We start from the raw sequence: 14,697 nt of genomic DNA on the forward strand, positions 1-14,697 counted from the left end.
CTCAGGGTCGTTCGGCAAATCCCTCACCGGCTACGCGATGATCAGCCACGGAAAGGTGATGGGCAAACGAGAAGCTGTCAGGCAGGGGAAGCGCGCGTCCGGCGATCGCATCGAGTGCCGCATCCGCCAGCAGATGGGCAATGCCGAAGCTGACCTTGTAGCCGCCGGTCAGCGCGTGAATGTGCCCGTGCTCCGGATGGGGTCCGACCATCGGATCGCGGTCGACGGCCTTGGGCCGAAGGCCCGCCCAGCGCTCGACCACGGCGGCCGTTTCCAGCACAGGCGCCAGCTGTCGCGCCTCGGCGATCAGCGCATCGAGCAACCCATCCGTGGAAAAGGCATTGCTGAACTGGTTCTCGCTGGTGCTGCCGATTGCGACATGCCCACCTTCATGCGGCACGACATAAAGCCCGTCGAGATAGAGTAGTGGCAGGTCGTCCACGAGATCCACCTTCAGCAGCGCGGCTTGCCCCTTCACGCCCCGGCCAAGGGGCTTGGCAAGTGCCGGCCCGAGGGTGTCGAGGAGCGGGAAGGATCCGACACCGGCTGCGACCAGAAGGTTTCCGAAGCCGACCGAAGAACCATCGGCGAGCGTAAGCCTCCGGGCGCCTGCATCGATCGACTGCACGGCGACGCCTTCAAGCACACGCACGCGCGCCGTCTGCTCCAGTCGAGCCCGCAGTGCTGCAATGAGCGCGCGCGGCGACACGCGTCCAGCAAAGCCGTCGTGCACCAGGCCCGCCTCGCAGAAACTGCGTGATGGCCAGCCGGCCCAGGGACTTTCCTCGATCACGGTCCAGTCGAAGACACGGCCCCTTTGCCGCCAGTTCGTCCCGGCTTCCTGCGAATGCCGTTCGGCGATCGGCCGCAGATGCGGTTTCGGCAGAGGGATGAGCCTCCCGCAGCGGCGATAGCCCGCCGACAAGCCGGTCTCGGATTCGAGACCGGCAATTTCGACCTCCAGCGAAACCAGCCCGTCGAACTGCAGCTGTTTTTTCTCGTTCCAGCGATCTGGCATATGGGCCATCAGCGCGCCGAGCAGCCCGCCGCTGGCACCGCTACCGGTTCTTTCGCCATCGATCAGGATCGTATCGATGCCCCGGCGCTCGGCTTTCAGCGCCGCCCAGAGGCCCATGACACCGCCGCCGACGATCACGAGGTCTGCCTGCAATTGACCTGACATCGCTGCCGATTTATCGGACATGGTCATGACCCATTCGAATTCCACACCGGACACTGGCGACGCTCAGGCACCGCTCACTTGGCATGACGGCGATATGCCCTTTTCCACAGCCTTTGGCGATCATTTTTATTGCCAGACCGATGGCCGGCTGGAATGCGGCCATGTCTTCCTGGCCGGAAACGGCCTGCCGGAACGCTGGCGGGAGACGCAGCAATTCACCATCGGCGAACTGGGCTTTGGAACCGGGCTGAACGCCTGCGAGACCTGGCGCCAGTGGAAGGAGCACCGTCTGCCCGGCGCTCATCTCCATTTCGTATCCTTCGAACTCCTGCCCATGCAGGCCGGTGAGATCGACCGGGCCCTGTCCCGCTGGTCGCAGATAGATGCCGAGCGTCAGGCACTTGTCACCCTCTGGCCCGAAGATCCTTCCGGTGTCGTGGAAATCGATCTCGATGCGCAGACGCGGCTGTCCGTCGTCTGCGGCGATGCGCTCGAAAATCTCTCGGCCAGTTCCCTTGCTTTCGACGCCTGGTTCCTCGACGGCTTCGCGCCATCTCGCAACAGTGCCATGTGGTCGGCCGAATTGATGCAGCGGGTTTTTGACACGACGACATCCGGCGGCAGCTTTGCGACCTACGCCGCGGCTGGCTTCGTGCGGCGCAATCTCATCGCGGCAGGCTTCGACGTCGAGCGGCGTCCGGGTTTCGCCGGCAAGCGGGAAATGCTCTGCGGCATCAGGCATGCAGCCTGATCACCCATCGGCTCGAACGAGAGCGGCGACCGGCCTGCCGCTCCATTCTTCGATCTTGCGTAGGAGGAGTTCCGGCGAAATCGGCTTGGACAGATAGTCGTCCATGCCCGCCGCAAGGCAGGCCTCGCGATCGCTGTCGAGCGCGTGTGCCGTAACGCCGACGATCGGTATCCGGCGCCCCGTCCCCTGCTCCGCCGATCGGATCGCCTGCGTCGCCTGATGGCCGTTCATGACCGGCATCGAGACATCCATCAGGATCAGATCCGGCGGCTCGCTTGACCAAGCCTCGACCGCCTCCTCGCCATTGCCGACGATGCGATAGGCGATCCCGCTTCCGGTGAGGATCTGCCGGAAGACGATCTGATTGACGGCATTGTCCTCGGCAATCAGCACTCTGAGGCCCGTTGCCACCGAGCCGCTTTCGACGGATGCGGGTTCGGCCGGCAGTGCGGAGGAGCGGGTCGCGAGAACCGGCTGTGGCGAAGGTCGCAGGCGCTTGGAGTTGACTCCATGCACACGGGCGGTGCGCACGACATCGATGATCGCCCCGCGCAATACGTTCGCCCGCGCCGGCTTCATCAGATGGGCCTGAACCTTGAGGCTTTCGAACAGACGGTCGTCGCCCACCATGTCCATGGAAGTGAGGAAGATCAGGGCGATCCCGTCAAAGCGGCAATCGCTGCGAATCGCCTGCGCCACATCGAGACCATTCATGTCGGGCATCTGGTAATCGATGATGACGGCGTCGATCTTCAGCCCTTCCGCATGCGCCGCGCCAAGGATCTGCAGGCCGGTCGGTCCGTCGGGAACCGCAAGGCCGTCGAAACCCCACATCTGGAGCTGCTCGGTGACGATCCGGCGATTGACGGCGTTGTCGTCGATGACGAGCACCCGGGCATCCTTGACCGTCGCCGGCAATTCCTTCTGCCTTCGACGCTCGGCAACGATGGTAAGCGGCAGTTCGACGGAAAAGGTCGAACCCTTTCCGACTTCCGAGGAAACGTTGAGCCTCCCGCCAAAAAGCTTGACGAGACCGGCCGTGATTGCCAGCCCCAGTCCGGTGCCCTCGTGGCGTCGTGTCGAGGATGTGTCGACCTGGGAGAATTTCTCGAAGATCTTTGCCTGCATCTCGGGCGGAATGCCGATGCCGGTATCCTCGATGCGAAGGGTCAGGAGGGAATGCCCGTCTTGCGTTCCGCTGGTCGACACGGCGACATGCACATGGCCCTTCTCGGTGAACTTGACCGCATTGCCGAGCAGGTTGGTGACGATCTGCCGGAAGCGTCCGGGATCGCCCATGAAGGTGTGTGCAACCGACTCATCGCCGGAGACGAGGAGTTCTATGTCTTTCTCGGCGGCAGCGGATGACAGAAGGGTCGCCACATCCTCGATCGCTTCAACCGGATCGAAGGGCGATTTCCTGAGCTTCAGCTGGCCTGCATCGATCTTGGAGAAGTCGAGGATGTCGTTGATGATGGTGAGCAGCGCATTGCCCGATTTCACCATGATGTCGACAAACGTCTTCTGCCGGCTGTCGAGCTCGGACTTGGACAGGAGCTCCGCCATGCCCAGGACCCCGTTCATCGGCGTGCGGATCTCGTGGCTCATATTGGCCAGAAAGTCGGATTTGGCCTTGTCGGCCGCCTCGGCGCGGGCGAGCAGCACTTCCAGTTCCGCTTCGCGCGCCTTCAATTCGGTGAAGTCGGTCAGAACGACGACGCAGCTGCGATCGCCCCCGAAGGTTGCTTCGAGCTTGACCCAGGTCTTGCCCTCCACCAGCAAGTTCGTCGAGAGCGCGTTCGAGTTCTGCATGGCAGCCTGCCACTGTTGCAGAACCACATCCGCCTCTGTACCGAAATCGCCGCGCGCCGCACAAAACTCGAAGATCGGCCGCCAGCTCTCGCCTGCGACCAGCATATCGTCAGGCAGGTCGAGAATGCGGGCAAAGGACGGATTGACCTCCGCGATACGGCCGTGCTCGATCATCATCAAGCCCTGCGACATCAATCGCATGGATTCCTGCACAAAGCCGCCCAGGCGTTCCAGCTGCTGCTGCGCCTCGGTAATGTCCCGTTCGCGCTGCCGGATCTCGGTCAGATCCGAATAGGTGAGCAGGATCTTGCGGTCGTGCAGGCGCGTGATCGTCGCCAGCACGAACTTGCCGTCGTCGTATTCCAGCTCGGTGACACGCGAGCCTTCGAGCACATCGAACTGCGCGAGGCGACGGCGATAGCCCTCCTCGAACTCTACCCCGGGCCATGTCCAGCCGCGTTTGTGGTTTTCCTCGCAATAGGTGCGGAAGGGAAGGCCACGCAGCGGCAGCTCATCCGGCCACTTCCAGATTTCCCGGCACTTCTCGTTGGCGAATTCGACCATGTAGTCACAGTCGATGATGACAACCCCGACCGGCATGACCTGCAGCATCGCGACCATGCTGCTGTAGAGGGCTTCAGTCCGCTCCTGCGCCTTGAGAAGCGCCAGCTGCCCCTGTTTGAGGACGGTGATGTCGTTCACCGACCCGACCACATAATGCTTGTTCTCGGCGGTGGTGATCCTGCTGAGGCGCGTGATGACCGAGATCTCCTGATCGTCGCGGACGACGATTTCGCGGTTCTTCTCGATCATTTCGCCAGTAGCGAGGATTCGGAGGTTCTCCTCCATCATCATCTGGCCGTATTCGGGCCAGAGGTCCACCTCCGTCAGGCCGTAAACGTCCTCGCGACGCTGGCCGTGAAGCTCTTCATAGGCCGTATTCACATAGATCATCCGCCTGTTGGTGTCGCGAATGAAGACCGGCACCGGCATCTGTTCGAGCGTCGCGCGATAAAGAAGGGTCTCCTCCTCGCGCTGGACCATGTCCGAAACATCGGAATAGGTCAGAAGGATACGGCCGCCATCCATGCGGCGGCTGCCACCGGCCAAGGCGCGACCGGAAGGCGTCTTGATGTCGATCAGAGGCCCCTCGATCAGGCCGACGACCTGCTCGATGCGGTAAGCCACCCGTTCCTGCAGGTCCTTGGCATCCAGATTGGCAAGGCCACGTCCCATCATTCGCGACAGGAAATCCCGATAGGTCATGCCCACCAGCGGCACAGGCGGATCGAGTTCCAGCATTTCCACGACGGCAGGATTGGCGAAAGAGATCGTCAGGTCGGCGCCGAGCACGATGATGCCGACCGGAAGCGACGCCATGAGACTCTGGAGCTGCAATTGCAGCGCCTCCGACTCCTGTCGCGCATCTTCCAGCATCTTCTGTTCACGCCGCAGCGGGGATAGATCGGTGATGGAACCGACGATGTAGCGCGCTCCATCGGGACCGGTCACGGCACCGGTCCGGGTGATAACCGGCACCTGCGTGCCGTCTGCACGGACGAAGGTTTCCTGAACCTCTTCCGTGATGCCGCTTTCGAGTACGCGGCTATTTTCCTCGAAGTAGTTCTGCCCCAGGCTCTGGAAGTTCTCCTGCTCGGTGCGACCAAGCAGTTCGTTGATCGGACGCCCGACGATTTCGGCATAGGCACAATTGGCAAAAAGCAGCCGGTGATCGGAACTGCGCACATAGGTCGCGATCGGATACTGCTCCAGGACAGCCTGAAACAGAGCAGCAGGCGGCAAAGCGACAGCGGTCGCAGACGCAGACGAGCCCACGGCAACGCTCTCTTCCATGAAGCCGAACAAATACATCCGGTCGTCGTCGTCGAAAAAGCGCTCGATCCGCAACATCTGGGCCGGACCGTCCGGAGACGGCGTCAGGCGAAGCTCTTCCTCGTCACCGAAAACCAGCACGCGCCGTTCGCGGTCGTCGCGGTGGCCGTCCAGTTCATTGCCGAAGATCTCCCGGTCGCTGCGTCCGGTGAAGCTTTCGGGGACGAGATTGTGAAGTTGGGCGAAGGGTGCGTTGACCGCGACATAGCGCAGCTCGCTGTCCTTGACATACGAAGGCAGGTCAAGCGCGGCAATCTTGTCGCGGACTAGGTCGAGCAAGTCGCTTCCCCGGATCAAATCTCTGTTCACACTTCGATAAATGACTGGTTTCGGTAAACAGCCGGTAAGCAAATCACGATCTGACGCTTCAAAATAGGAGACCGGGGCATACTCAGCTCGTGAAATCCTGCCGCCCCTCTCACTGTTCCAGATGAGCCGGGTTTTCGTCGCAAACGGCAATGCCTTTTGGCTTCCGAACCTGCGAGACTTGATGTCGAGATTGACACAATGGATCGACCATGAGCGACATCATAAGCCCCGCCTTGTCCGAGACTGAACCACAAGCCGCAGGCGGCGAGCGCCGCAGACGCACCGGCGGCCGCGGTGGAGAGCGCAGCAGGAGTGCAGCCCCAGGCAAATATCGCAATCTCGTCAATCGTCTGAGCAAGACCGAGCTTCTCGATCCCTCGGCCCTCGACGAAATGCATGAGGCGTCGCTGACCATTCTCGAAGAGATCGGCATGGATGTCATGCTGCCGGAAGCGCGCGCGATCATGAAGGCGCATGGCGCAGACGTGACGGAGGGATCCGATCGCGTCCGCTTCGACCGCAACCTGATCATGGACATGATTGCGTTTGCCCCACGCGAATTCCAGATGTTTGCCCGCAATCCCGAGCGCAACGTCAAGATGGGCGGCAACAACCTGGTCTTCGCCCAGATCGCCTCGGCCCCCTTCGTCGCCGATCGGGAAGGCGGACGCCGCGCCGGCAACCAGGAAGACTTCCGCAAGCTGGTCAAGCTCGCCCAGTCCTATGACGTCATCCACACGACGGGCGGCTATCCGGTCGAGCCGATCGACATCCACGCCTCGGTGCGCCATCTCGACTGCCTGTCGGACATGGTGAAGCTGACCGACAAGGTGTTTCACTGCTATTCGCTCGGCAAGCAGCGCAATCTCGACGGAATCGAGATCGCCCGCATCGGCCGTGGCGTGACGATGGAGCAGATGGAGAGCGAGCCCTCGCTCTTCACCATCATCAACTCCTCCTCGCCGCTCCGGCTTGACGGGCCCATGCTCCAAGGCATCATCGAAATGTCGTCGCGCGGCCAGGTCGTGGTCATGACGCCCTTCACACTGGCCGGAGCCATGGCCCCGGTGACCATCGCCGGCGCCGTCGTCCAGCAAAATGCCGAAGCCCTTTGCGGCATCGCATTTACGCAAATGGTCAAGCGCGGCGCGCCCGTCGTCTACGGCGGCTTCACCTCGAATGTCGACATGAAGACCGGCGCGCCTGCCTTCGGCACACCCGAATACATGAAGGCGGTCATCGTCGGCGGCCAGCTCGCCCGCCGCTACGGCATTCCCTACCGCACATCGAATACCAATGCCGCCAATACGCTGGACGCCCAGGCTGCCTACGAATCCGCTTTCTCGCTATGGGCGCTCACCCAGGGCGGTGGCAATTTCATCATGCATTCGGCCGGCTGGAGCGAGGGCGGCCTGACGGCCTCCTTCGAAAAATTCATCCTCGACGTCGATATGCTGCAGATGGTCGCCGAATTCCTGACGCCTCTCGATGTCAGTCAGGACGCGCTGGCACTCGACGCGGTTCGCGAAGTCGGCCCCGGTGGCCACTTCTTCGGCACGGCCCACACGCTCGCCCGCTACGAGACGGCCTTCTATTCGCCGATCCTCTCGGACTGGCGCAACTTCGAGACCTGGACGGATGCCGGCCGCCCGACAACCTACGATCACGCCAACCGCGTGTTCAAGGAAAAGCTGGCAAGCTACGAGCGTCCGCCGATCGATCCAGCCGTCGAGGAAGAGCTCGACGCCTTCGTGGCGAAACGCAAGGCCGAAGGCGGCGTTGCGACGGATTTCTGATCCGTCACGAGAGCGTCCTCAAATACGCCTGGTAGGTCTGGTGCAAGTCCGGCTCGAACCGATCCACCATCACCTTCCAGTCCTCGACCCGGTCGAGGCGGAAGTCACGGAAGCCATTGCGCATTTCGCACCAGGCGGTCATCACCCAGATCGCCCCGAAGGCGGCGAACCCCAGCGGCCAGACGACTCGCTGGCTGCGCTCGCCGGGCAAGGAATGATAGGCAATCCAGACCTTGCGTTTGGCCGACAGCGCCGAGCGTACATCCCCCAGGCAATCCGGAACCACCGGCTGCGCCGACGACCGGAAGGCATGGATGGGTGCTGAAATCAGCCGCTCGGCGTGCTCCTTCGGCAGCATGCCGAGCATCTTCTCCTTCGCCTCACGCGCCGCCTGGCCGAGCCGGGGATCGCCGAGCATTTCGACGGCGCGCAGCCCGAAGGCCAGGGCCTCAAGCTGCTCGAAGGTAAAGGTGAGTGGCGGCGCATCGAAGGCCTCGCGCAGCATGTAGCCCACGCCGCGCTCGCCCTCGATCGGCGCGCCCGAGGCCATCAGATGTTCCATGTCCCGGTAGATGGTGCGCGGTGCGACCTCCATCTTCTCGGCGATTTCGGCAGCGGTCATGGCACGACCCGTCGATCGCATCAGCTGGATGATCCGGAAGAGCCGGTCGGCGGGGCGCATGCGTGCCTCCTTCGCAGGTAATGGCCAGAAGGTTGTCAGTTGACCCATGTTAGGTCAAGCCGTGATCAACCACGGGAGCCCCTTATGCGCACCACCACCATCCTAGAACTGGCCGTCTGCACCGTAACCGACAAGCCCGCGGCAGAAGAGGCACGACGCTCCGCCATGGCTGCGGTCAGGACCTATGCCGGCTTCGTCAGCTGGCGGGCGCTCACCGCCCTCGAACAGGGCGACATGATTGCCGATCTCGTCGAATGGGCCGACAAGGCGAGCGCCGATGCCGCCGCCGCCAAGGTACAGGTCGATCCGGCCTTTGCCCCCTACATGTCGGCGATCTCGGGTGTTACCCTGATGCAGCATTTCGAAACGCAAGACACGATCTGACCGATGGCCGAACCGCTGAAACATCTGATCGGCGCCCACACCGCCCGCGACACGGCCAACGCCGTGGCGCGGGCCTGGGGCAAGTTCGACCACCAGGGCTTCCTTGCCGACACCCTGCCGGCCCTCGAGACCCTGGAACTGATGCAGCGCGGACAATGCATTGCAGACGCGCTGCACCGTCACCTCCCGGAGGATTTCGGGTCGGCGGCGGCAATCCTGCATGCCTGCCTGCCAACGCCGAACCACACAGGCCTGAGCGGCTGGGCACTACTTTCCTTCAACCAGTATATCGCCGCGCATGGGCGCGGCGAGCTCAAGACTGCCCTTGGCCTTCTGAAGGCACTGACGCCGCATTTCACCGCGGAATTCGGCATTCGCCCCTTGATCGCCGAGGAGCAGGAGGCAGCACTTGCGATCATTTCTGACTGGGTGACCGATGCGAACCACCATGTCAGGCGCCTCGCCAGCGAGGGAACACGCCCTCGCCTGCCTTGGGCGATGCGCCTGCCCGCCCTGGTCAAGGATCCCTCCCCGATCCTTCCGATCCTGGAAGCGCTGATCGACGACGACGAGGACTATGTTCGCCGCTCCGTCGCCAACAGCCTCAACGACATCGCCAAGGATCACCCGGATCTGGTCGCCGATTTCGTCGAACGTCACAAAGATGGCGCATCGAAGCATAGGCTCTGGCTGCTCAAGCACGCCTCGCGAACCCTGATCAAGAAGGGCCACGGCAAGGCGCTCGCCAATTTCGGCTTCGCAGCACTCACCGATGTGACGGTGACGCTCGCCTTGACGAGTGAGCGCGTCACCTTTCCCGGCGACCTCGGCTTCGAGATCAGCCTTTCCAACAATGGCAGCGCGGCGCGCCCGGTACTGATCGATTACGCGATCCATCACAAGAAGAAGGATGGCGCGTTGTCGCCCAAGGTCTTCAAGGGCAGGAGCCTGACGATTGCCGCAGGTGAAAGCGTGATGATGGCAAAGCGCCATGCCTTTCGGCCGATCACCACGAGAGCCTACAATGCCGGCGGGCACCGGCTGGAAATCCTGTTGAACGGCACAAGCGTCGCAAGCGCCGATTTCGACCTCGTCATGCCGCAGGAAGCGACAGCATGAGCGAGGACGGCCATTCGATCCATTTCGAGGCCGAGGTCATCCGCTTTGACGCGCCCGGCGGCTGGCATGCCGTCTTCCTGCCGCCGGATGCTGCAGCCGAAGCGCGCTTCTTCGGCCGAGCCAACGGTCTGGGCGCAATCGCGGTTCAGGTGCTGATCGGCACAACAAGGGTCCGCACCTCGCTCTTTCCCGACAAGCGCCGCGACAGCTTTCTGTTGCCGCTGAAGGCAGACCTGCGCCGCTGCGAGAACATCAAGGTGGGCAGCCGGATCCCGGTTCATCTGACGCTCAATGCGTGACCCGTGGACGCAGACGTTCACGTTGCATCGCAAAAGAAATCTTGACTTCTGTCGCGAATGGGCCCATTTCCAACTCAGCTTTTACCTTCCGGCCGCCGCGTGAGCGTGCCCAGCGACAACTGAGACGCGACGAAGGATAAGGCGCATGACATCTGGGCGGACATTCCGCCGATGCGCTTGGAAAGCTTTTTTCCAACTTGCAAGTTCCCAAATCACGCGGGGTTCTTGACGCCAATGCCAACCGGTTCGCGAAGAACGCGTTCCGGGGTTTGTGCATTTGGCGCCCCGAAAGGTATGACTTTGACAACTTTCGATGATCTTGGCCTCTCCAAGAATATCGTCGCGACGCTGACTACGCTCGGCTTCACGACCCCCACTCCGATCCAGGAGAAGGGCATCCCCGTCGTTCTCGGCGGCCGTGACCTGATCGGTCTCGCCCAGACCGGCACTGGCAAGACGGCGGCCTTCGGCCTGCCGATGATCGAGATGCTTCTCAAGGATGAGAAGCGCCCTGACAACCGCACCACCCGCGCCCTCATTCTTGCCCCGACCCGCGAACTGGTGAACCAGATCGGCGAGAACCTGCGCAGCTACCTGCGCCGCCTGCCGCTGAAGATCAACCAGGTCGTCGGTGGCGCCTCCATCGGCAAGCAGCAGCTGCAGCTTGAAAAGGGCACCGACATCCTCGTCGCGACGCCTGGCCGCCTGCTCGACCTGATCTCCCGCAATGCGATTTCGTTGCGCGCCGTGCGTTACCTCGTTCTCGACGAAGCCGACCAGATGCTGGATCTCGGCTTCATTCACGACCTGCGCAAGATCTCGAAGATGGTCCCGCCGAAGCGCCAGACCCTGCTCTTCTCGGCCACCATGCCGTCGTCGATCGCAGATCTTGCCGCAAGCTTCCTGACCGACCCGCTCAAGGTCGCCGTGTCCCCTCCGGGCAAGGCCGCCGACAAGGTCGAACAGCATGTGCATTTCGTCGCCGGCCAGAATGCCAAGACGGAAATGCTCAAGAAGATCCTCAACGACAATCCGGATGGCCGCTCCATCGTCTTCCTGCGCACCAAGCATGGCGCGGAAAAGCTGATGAAGCATCTCGACGCCACCGGCTACTCGGTCGCCTCGATCCACGGCAACAAGAGCCAGGGCCAGCGCGAGCGGGCACTGAAGGGTTTCCGTGACGGCGAGATCAAGACGCTGATCGCCACCGACGTTGCCGCCCGCGGCATCGACATCCCGGCCGTCAGCCACGTCTTCAACTACGACCTGCCGGAAGTTCCGGACGCCTATGTCCACCGCATCGGCCGTACTGCCCGTGCCGGCCGCGACGGCATCGCGATCGCGTTTTGCGGTCCCGATGAAGGTCGCCTGCTGCGCGACATCGAAAAGCTGATGAGCATCGACATTCCGGTCGCCTCCGGCGAAGCCCCGGCAAACCTCGCACGCCCGGCCCGTCCGCAGCGTCGCGGCGGCGGTGGCGGTGGCGGTGGCAACAACCGCAATCACCAGGCCCCGGGCCAGGGCCGCGGCAAGCCCGAAGGCGGCGCCAAGGCCGATGGTCGTCCGGCCAAGTCCGGTCACCGCAAGGGTAGCAATGGCGGCGGACAGAACCGCAGCGCCAATGGCGGCCAGGGCCGTCCCGGCAATGGCAATGGCCAGGCACGCCCGGCCCGCTCCGGCACTGCCGGCGGACGCCGCCGCGAAGCCTGAGTTTCGCGATTGGCCGAAGTTTGAGAATCACGATGGCGCGGTCCCCACCGCGCCATTTTTGGTGTCGTCAGTCTTTCAGAATGATCGGTTGAGCCTTGCTCTTGCGGTTGATGAGATAGACCCCGACCATGACCACGCAGGTGCCAATCACCATAGGCACGGTCAATTCTTCTCCAAAGGCGATGGCCGCCTCCAGCGCTGCAAGCGGCGGAACGAGATAGATCAGCGATGCCGCCTTCGACACGTCCCCGCGACGGATGAGATAGAGCAGGAGCGCGATCGCCCCCATGGATATGCCGATCACCGACCAGGCAAGCGTCGCAAAGAAACCGAGACTCCAGTCGACACGCAGGTCTTCCAGCGCAAGCGCGGCGGGGACTGTCACAATCAGCGCCCCGACATATTGCAGCGTGGCGACAGCCCTCAGGTCGCCATCCTTCACCAGACGCTTCTGATAGATCGTGCCTGCCGTGACGCAGACCATGGCAAGAACATTCACGGCAACCGCATAGGCCGGTATCGACGCCGAATCGATCGCCAGCATCTTGGGCAGCACGGCGATCGCGACGCCCAGGAACCCGATCACGAGCCCGACCCGCTGGCCGGCGTTCAGCTTTTCGCCGACGAAATAGGCCGCAGCAACCCCGGTCATGAGCGGTTGCAGGCCGGCAATGATGCCCGAGAGTGCCGCCGGCACACCCTGCCCGATCGCCCACCAGACCATGCCAAGATAGAGCCCGTGCAGGAACATGCCGGATATGATGGCATGCAGCCACCCGGATCGCTGCTTCGGCCAGGAAACGCCGCCCAGCCGACAGACGATGTAGAAGAGCACCACCGCCGTGCCGTAGCGTACGACGAGGAAGGTCAGCGGCTCGGCGAAGAAGGTCGCGTATTTGGCAGAGATCCAGCCCGTCGACCAGAGAAGAACGAAGAGAACGGGCGCGAGCCGGGCAAGGGTCATGATATCGCTGTCTTTCCTGCACCGGAACGCATACCGCCGGCGGTGCGCCTCGATACTGCGGCACCGTCGCGCGGTCAAAAGAGTTTTCTTGCAGGCAAGGATGAATTCCGTGCACGCGAAGAAAGAATTATTCCGGAAAGATTGCCTAAAATTTCAGCGAAGGTCCGAAACCCGGAGCCTGAGAACTTGACGATATGCCAAATCACGCAGGAGTAGAGAGCCGTCAACAGCCAATCGGACAAGATTTTCGCACAAATTTTGCGCTTTTGCCCGATTTTCGACCACTATTGGTCCCCGGCATTTCTGCAAGGTCGGCCCTTGAACATGCTTGCATTGCCAAAATGGTTGTATTCAAATGACAAAAAAAGGGATGGCGTCATTGGCATTTGATGAAATGATCACTGCGGACAACGATCCGCGCGGACCTTACCAGAACTATTTCGATTGGTATTCCAGTCAGGACCCGGCAAGGCTTCTGGCAAAGTCGAGAGATGCCGAAACCATCTTCCGCAAGACCGGCATCACCTTTGCCGTCTATGGTCATGCAGACAGCGCCGAAAAGCTCATTCCATTCGACATCATCCCGCGCATCATTTCCGGCCGCGAATGGCGCAAGCTCGCCCAGGGCATCGAACAGCGCGTGCTGGCGCTCAATGCCTTCCTCGACGACATCTACCACAAGCAGGAGATCATCAAGGCCGGCCGCATTCCACGGGAACTGATCGAGAAGAATGTCGCCTTCCTGCCCGAGATGATCGGCTTTCGTCCGCCGGGCGGCGTCTATACCCATATCGTCGGCACCGACATCGTGCGCACGGGCGAAGACCAGTTCTACGTCCTGGAAGACAATGCCCGCACGCCTTCCGGCGTCTCCTACATGCTGGAGAACCGGGAAACCATGATGCAGATGTTCCCGGAGCTCTTCCAGCTCAACAAGGTACAGCGCGTCGAGGATTACCCCTATCTGCTGCGCCAGTCGCTCGCCTCGCTCGCGCCTCCCGGCTGCAAGGGCAAGCCGCGCGTCGCGGTTCTCACCCCCGGCATCTACAACTCCGCCTATTACGAGCACTCCTTCCTTGCCGACATGATGGGCGTGGAACTGGTCGAAGGCTCGGACCTGCGCGTGATCGACGGCAAGGTGAAGATGCGCACCACGCGCGGCTACGAGGCGATCGACGTGCTCTACCGCCGCGTCGATGACGATTTCCTCGACCCCCTCACCTTCCGTCCGGATTCGGCGCTCGGCATCCCGGGCATCATGGATGTCTACCGCGCCGGCCAAATCACCATCGCAAATGCGCCGGGCACCGGCATTGCAGACGACAAGGCAATCTATTCCTACATGCCGGAGATCGTCGAATTCTACACCGGCCGCAAGGCGCTGCTCGAAAACGTGCCGACATGGCGCTGCTCGGAAGCTGACAGCCTGAAATACGTGCTCGAGCATCTCGAAGAGCTCGTCGTCAAGGAAGTCCACGGCTCGGGTGGCTATGGCATGCTGGTCGGCCCGACGGCATCGAAGAAGGAACGCGCCGAGTTCGCCGAAAAGCTGAAGGCGCGACCGTCCAACTACATCGCCCAACCGACCCTGTCCCTCTCGACCGTGCCGATCCTCGTGAACAAGGGCATTGCGCCGCGCCACGTCGACCTGCGTCCCTATGTCCTCGTCTCCGACAAGGTGCAAATCATCCCCGGCGGCCTGACCCGCGTGGCCCTGAAACAGGGATCGCTCGTGGTCAATTCCAGCCAGGGCGGCGGCACCAAGGACACCTGGGTATTGGAGGACTGACATGGT

11 protein-coding genes are annotated in these 14,697 nt (G+C 62.2%); 7 read left to right on the forward strand and 4 right to left on the reverse strand.

Going from position 1 to position 14,697, the window contains the following annotated elements; translation table 11 throughout:
- Position 1: 1 nt before the first annotated feature.
- Positions 2-1,210, reverse strand: a complete 1,209-nt coding sequence (locus QTL56_RS08305) for an NAD(P)/FAD-dependent oxidoreductase (protein WP_245136308.1) — start codon at positions 1,208-1,210, stop codon at positions 2-4.
- On the opposite strand from QTL56_RS08305, the gene mnmC2 reads away from it, so the two are divergent.
- Positions 1,209-1,934, forward strand: a complete 726-nt coding sequence (mnmC2, locus tag QTL56_RS08310; RefSeq protein ID WP_245136307.1) for a tRNA (5-methylaminomethyl-2-thiouridine)(34)-methyltransferase MnmC2 — start codon at positions 1,209-1,211, stop codon at positions 1,932-1,934. The two genes, QTL56_RS08305 and mnmC2, sit on opposite strands and share 2 nt — an antisense overlap.
- Here the strand turns inward: mnmC2 and QTL56_RS08315 are convergent, their stop codons facing one another.
- On the reverse strand, positions 1,935-5,918 hold the full coding sequence (locus QTL56_RS08315; protein WP_245136306.1) for a response regulator: 3,984 nt from the start codon (positions 5,916-5,918) through the stop codon (positions 1,935-1,937).
- 239 nt (positions 5,919-6,157) lie between these two features.
- Between QTL56_RS08315 and QTL56_RS08320 the strand changes: the two genes are divergently transcribed.
- Entirely contained in the window at positions 6,158-7,744 is a 1,587-nt protein-coding gene (locus QTL56_RS08320; protein WP_245136305.1) for a trimethylamine methyltransferase family protein, read from the forward strand.
- A 4-nt stretch (positions 7,745-7,748) separates the two neighbouring features.
- Here the strand turns inward: QTL56_RS08320 and QTL56_RS08325 are convergent, their stop codons facing one another.
- On the reverse strand, positions 7,749-8,426 hold the full coding sequence (locus QTL56_RS08325) for a helix-turn-helix transcriptional regulator (protein ID WP_245136304.1): 678 nt from the start codon (positions 8,424-8,426) through the stop codon (positions 7,749-7,751).
- Between the two features lie 84 nt (positions 8,427-8,510).
- Here QTL56_RS08325 and QTL56_RS08330 point away from each other — a divergent pair, with 84 nt between their 5' ends.
- From QTL56_RS08330 to QTL56_RS08345, 4 genes are all read left to right on the forward strand, one after another.
- On the forward strand, positions 8,511-8,810 hold the full coding sequence (locus QTL56_RS08330; RefSeq protein WP_229574314.1) for a hypothetical protein: 300 nt from the start codon (positions 8,511-8,513) through the stop codon (positions 8,808-8,810).
- Between the two features lie 3 nt (positions 8,811-8,813).
- Complete coding sequence (locus tag QTL56_RS08335; protein WP_245136303.1) at positions 8,814-9,929, forward strand: DNA alkylation repair protein; 1,116 nt, start codon at positions 8,814-8,816, stop codon at positions 9,927-9,929.
- Entirely contained in the window at positions 9,926-10,228 is a 303-nt protein-coding gene (locus tag QTL56_RS08340) for a DUF1905 domain-containing protein (RefSeq protein WP_245136302.1), read from the forward strand. The genes QTL56_RS08335 and QTL56_RS08340 overlap by 4 nt, the downstream gene beginning before the upstream one ends.
- A gap of 294 nt (positions 10,229-10,522) precedes the next feature.
- Positions 10,523-11,938, forward strand: coding sequence for a DEAD/DEAH box helicase (locus QTL56_RS08345; protein ID WP_245136301.1), 1,416 nt, complete (start codon positions 10,523-10,525; stop codon positions 11,936-11,938).
- Positions 11,939-12,005: 67 nt separating this feature from the next.
- Here the strand turns inward: QTL56_RS08345 and QTL56_RS08350 are convergent, their stop codons facing one another.
- Positions 12,006-12,902, reverse strand: a complete 897-nt coding sequence (locus QTL56_RS08350) for a DMT family transporter (RefSeq protein ID WP_245136300.1) — start codon at positions 12,900-12,902, stop codon at positions 12,006-12,008.
- Between the two features lie 379 nt (positions 12,903-13,281).
- On the opposite strand from QTL56_RS08350, the gene QTL56_RS08355 reads away from it, so the two are divergent.
- Positions 13,282-14,691: a circularly permuted type 2 ATP-grasp protein gene (locus QTL56_RS08355; protein ID WP_245136299.1), complete on the forward strand. Its 1,410-nt coding sequence runs from the start codon at positions 13,282-13,284 to the stop codon at positions 14,689-14,691.
- Positions 14,692-14,697 lie beyond the last annotated feature (6 nt).

Source organism: Peteryoungia algae, from assembly GCF_030369675.1.
Taxonomy (GTDB): domain Bacteria; phylum Pseudomonadota; class Alphaproteobacteria; order Rhizobiales; family Rhizobiaceae; genus Allorhizobium; species Allorhizobium algae.

Excerpts from the sequence above, each read along its gene's own strand:
- mnmC2 (WP_245136307.1), top strand. The coding sequence starts at position 1,209 with ATGACCCATTCGAATTCCACACCGGACACTGGCGACGCTCAGGCACCG.
- QTL56_RS08305 (WP_245136308.1), bottom strand. The coding sequence starts at position 1,210 with ATGACCATGTCCGATAAATCGGCAGCGATGTCAGGTCAATTGCAGGCA.
- QTL56_RS08320 (WP_245136305.1), top strand. The coding sequence starts at position 6,158 with ATGAGCGACATCATAAGCCCCGCCTTGTCCGAGACTGAACCACAAGCC.
- QTL56_RS08325 (WP_245136304.1), bottom strand. The coding sequence starts at position 8,426 with ATGCGCCCCGCCGACCGGCTCTTCCGGATCATCCAGCTGATGCGATCG.
- QTL56_RS08330 (WP_229574314.1), top strand. The coding sequence starts at position 8,511 with ATGCGCACCACCACCATCCTAGAACTGGCCGTCTGCACCGTAACCGAC.
- QTL56_RS08335 (WP_245136303.1), top strand. The coding sequence starts at position 8,814 with ATGGCCGAACCGCTGAAACATCTGATCGGCGCCCACACCGCCCGCGAC.
- QTL56_RS08340 (WP_245136302.1), top strand. The coding sequence starts at position 9,926 with ATGAGCGAGGACGGCCATTCGATCCATTTCGAGGCCGAGGTCATCCGC.
- QTL56_RS08345 (WP_245136301.1), top strand. The coding sequence starts at position 10,523 with ATGACTTTGACAACTTTCGATGATCTTGGCCTCTCCAAGAATATCGTC.
- QTL56_RS08350 (WP_245136300.1), bottom strand. The coding sequence starts at position 12,902 with ATGACCCTTGCCCGGCTCGCGCCCGTTCTCTTCGTTCTTCTCTGGTCG.